This window comes from Archangium sp. (assembly GCF_036389735.1).
Taxonomy (GTDB): Bacteria; Myxococcota; Myxococcia; order Myxococcales; family Myxococcaceae; genus Archangium.
Genome location: NZ_DASVWK010000614.1, coordinates 1 through 2,646, shown reverse-complemented (window position 1 = coordinate 2,646; position 2,646 = coordinate 1). Strand labels below are relative to the sequence as shown.

2 protein-coding genes and 1 pseudogene are annotated in these 2,646 nt (G+C 72.4%); 1 reads left to right on the top strand and 2 read right to left on the bottom strand.

The features are described from left to right. On the bottom strand, nucleotides 1-1,953 hold a 1,953-nt coding region (locus VF794_RS21505), incomplete at its 3' end, for an amidohydrolase family protein (RefSeq protein WP_331113302.1). An 85-nt stretch (nucleotides 1,954-2,038) separates the two neighbouring features. Here VF794_RS21505 and VF794_RS21500 point away from each other — a divergent pair. Then, nucleotides 2,039-2,239, top strand: a pseudogene (locus VF794_RS21500) (helix-turn-helix domain-containing protein); the annotation flags it as partial. Nucleotides 2,240-2,242: 3 nt separating this feature from the next. Here VF794_RS21500 and VF794_RS21495 read toward each other — a convergent pair. Next, the coding region (locus tag VF794_RS21495) for a serine protease (protein ID WP_331113301.1) at nucleotides 2,243-2,646 on the bottom strand (404 nt) is incomplete at its 5' end.

The following is a 2,646-nucleotide window of genomic DNA, read 5'->3' as shown; positions in this document are numbered from 1 at the left end:
CAGCGGCGCCCGGCGCACCGTGCCGTCCGTCGTCACCCACGCGCTCTGCCCGGACACCAGCCCGCCCAGGGGCACCACGCCCGCCGTGGTGACGCCTCCCAGGCGCGCCACGGGGAACGTCTCCGCCGCGGGGTTGAGGCTGTCGGCGGCACGGTACGCGGCGCGGATGGGCTCCTTGGCCCCCTCGCCGCGCGGGGTGTCGTCCACCGTGGTCTCCTCCATCCCCACCTCCACCACGCCCAGGCTGGTGAGCGGATCCACGAAGCCCGGCGTCAGCACGCGGCCCTTCCCCTCCACGGAGCGGCACCCCGCGGGCAGCGCGCCGAGCGCTCCCGGCTGCACCCGCGTCACCTTCCCCTTCTCCACCAGCACGGAGGCGTGGGCCACCCACGTGCCATTGGACAGCACGGCCACGTCCTGGAAGGCGGTGCAGGCCTCTCCCGTCACCTCGAGCGGACGGGCGCACCCGTTGTCCGCCGAGGGCTCGCAGCGGGTGCCCAGGCCCGCGTCCTTCAGGGCCGGAAGGGCCGAGGGCTGTGCCACCAGTCGCGCCGAGGCCCCGGCGCGCTCGCCCAGCTCGAAGTCGCTCGCCTCCACGGCACCCGAGGCCGCGTCATAGGTGACGACGCCGTCCGCCCAGACGCGCTGCGCGCGGGCGTAGACGGACAGGGGGTGGTTCTTCCACAGCACCACGTCCGCCATCTTCCCCGGCTCCAGCGAGCCCGTGCGGTCCTCCACCCCCATCACCCACGCGGGCTGGAGCGTCACCCAGCGCAGCGCCTCCTCCTCGGTGACGGGAATGCCGGACTCGCGCGCCCGCCACAGGGCCTTGCCGGCCTCCTGGTTGAGCCGCTGAATCCCCAGCGCCGAGTCCGAGTGGATGACGGCGCGCCCACCCGCCTGCGACACCAGGCCCGCGTTCTCCGGAATCCCGTCCCAGGCCTCCATCTTGAAGCCCCACCAGTCCGCCCACGTCGCCACCGCCACCTGCTTCTCGGCCAGCCTGTCGCGCAGCTTGTAGGCCTCCAGTGCGTGGTGGAAGGCGCGGATGGAGTAGCCGAACTCGTCGGCCACCTGGAGCATCACCGCCATCTCGTCCGCGCGGTAGCAGTGGTTCTGCACCAGGATGTTGCCGCGCATCACCTCCGCCAGGGTCTCCAACTGGTAGTCGCGCAGCGGGGCGGGCCCGGCCTCCTCGGGCTTCTTCGCGCGCTTCTTCTCCCACTCCTCCTGGCGCTGCATGTACTCGCGCGCCTTGGCGAAGGCCTGGCGGTAGCCGGCCACGTTGGCCATGCGCGTGGAGGGCGCGCGGCGCTGGCCCCCGTAGACGCGGCGCGGGTTCTCGCCGCACGCCATCTTCAAGCCGTCCCTGGCACCGGGAAAGCGCATCTCCTCCGCCGAGCGGCCGAAGTGCAGCTTCACCGGGAAGCCTCGCCCGCCGATGAGGTTGGCGCTGCCCGGCAGCACCAGCAGGGAGGTGATGCCACCCGCCGCCGCCCGGCGCAGGCCCGGGTCCTGCGGCCAGAAGGAGTGCTCGGCGGAGATCTCCGCCGTCACCGGGGCCGTGGCCTCGTTGCCGTCACTGGTGGAGGTCGTCTCCGGCGAGGCATACACGCCCAGGTGGCTGTGGGCGTCGATGATGCCGGGCGTCACGTAGAGGCCCGTGCCGTCCACCTCCTCGGCGCCGGGTGGGGTGGCCACGTCCGCGTTCCGGCCCACGGCGAGAAGCTTCCCATCCACGAAGGCCACCGCGCCGTCCTCGATGGCCGGGCCCGAGGCGGGCATCACCGTGGCGTGGCGCACCACCACCGGGCGCTCCTGGCGCCACACGCGCGCCGGGGCGGGCGGCTTGGACGCGGCCTGGGCCGAGCTGGGCTCGGAGGGCGGCGGCGTGCTGGAGGAGACGGTTGCGCAGGAGGTCAACAACAGCAACGAGAGAGAACGAGAACGCATGGCGGCCCCTCGTATCACGATAGAATCACGTCCGCCCATGACCTCCGCCCCTCCCTTCCCCCTCCCCACGGCCACCGAGAGCGAGCGGCTCCCGGTGACGTACTCGGGGCCCTTCAAGACGTGCAAGGACGAGCTGGTGCGTGCCTTCGAGCGCGAGTACATCATCCGGCTGCTCGACCGCACGAAGGGCAACATCGCCCGCGCCGCGCGCGAGGCCGAGCTGGACCGCAAGCACTTCTACTCGCTGCTGCACAAGTACGGCCTGGTGCAGAGCCAGGAAGACTGACGCTCAAGCCCAGCCGAGCTGCCCTCGCACCGCCTCCGGCACCTGGGCGCGGATGGTGGAGAGGGGAATGCCCTCGTTGTAGTGCGCGGAGAAGCCCGAATCCCCGCTGTGGTGGAGGGCCACCGGCGTCCAGTCCTGGTTGAAGCACGGCGAGCCGGACGAGCCGCCCAGGGTGTTGGTCCGGTACGTCACCCGGGTCCGCGTCGAGTTCACCGCGATGATGCCATCCGTCGCGATCGCCAGCCGCAGCCTGTCGCCCCGCGGGTGCTGGACGATGAGGATGGGCGAGCCGGGGGGGAAGGCATAGGGCTCGGCGGGGAGCCGCACCCAGCCCCGGGTCCGCTGCGCGTCGAGCACCTCATGGCCCGGCTGCCCCCTGACCCGCAGCAAGGCGTAGTCCAGCTCCT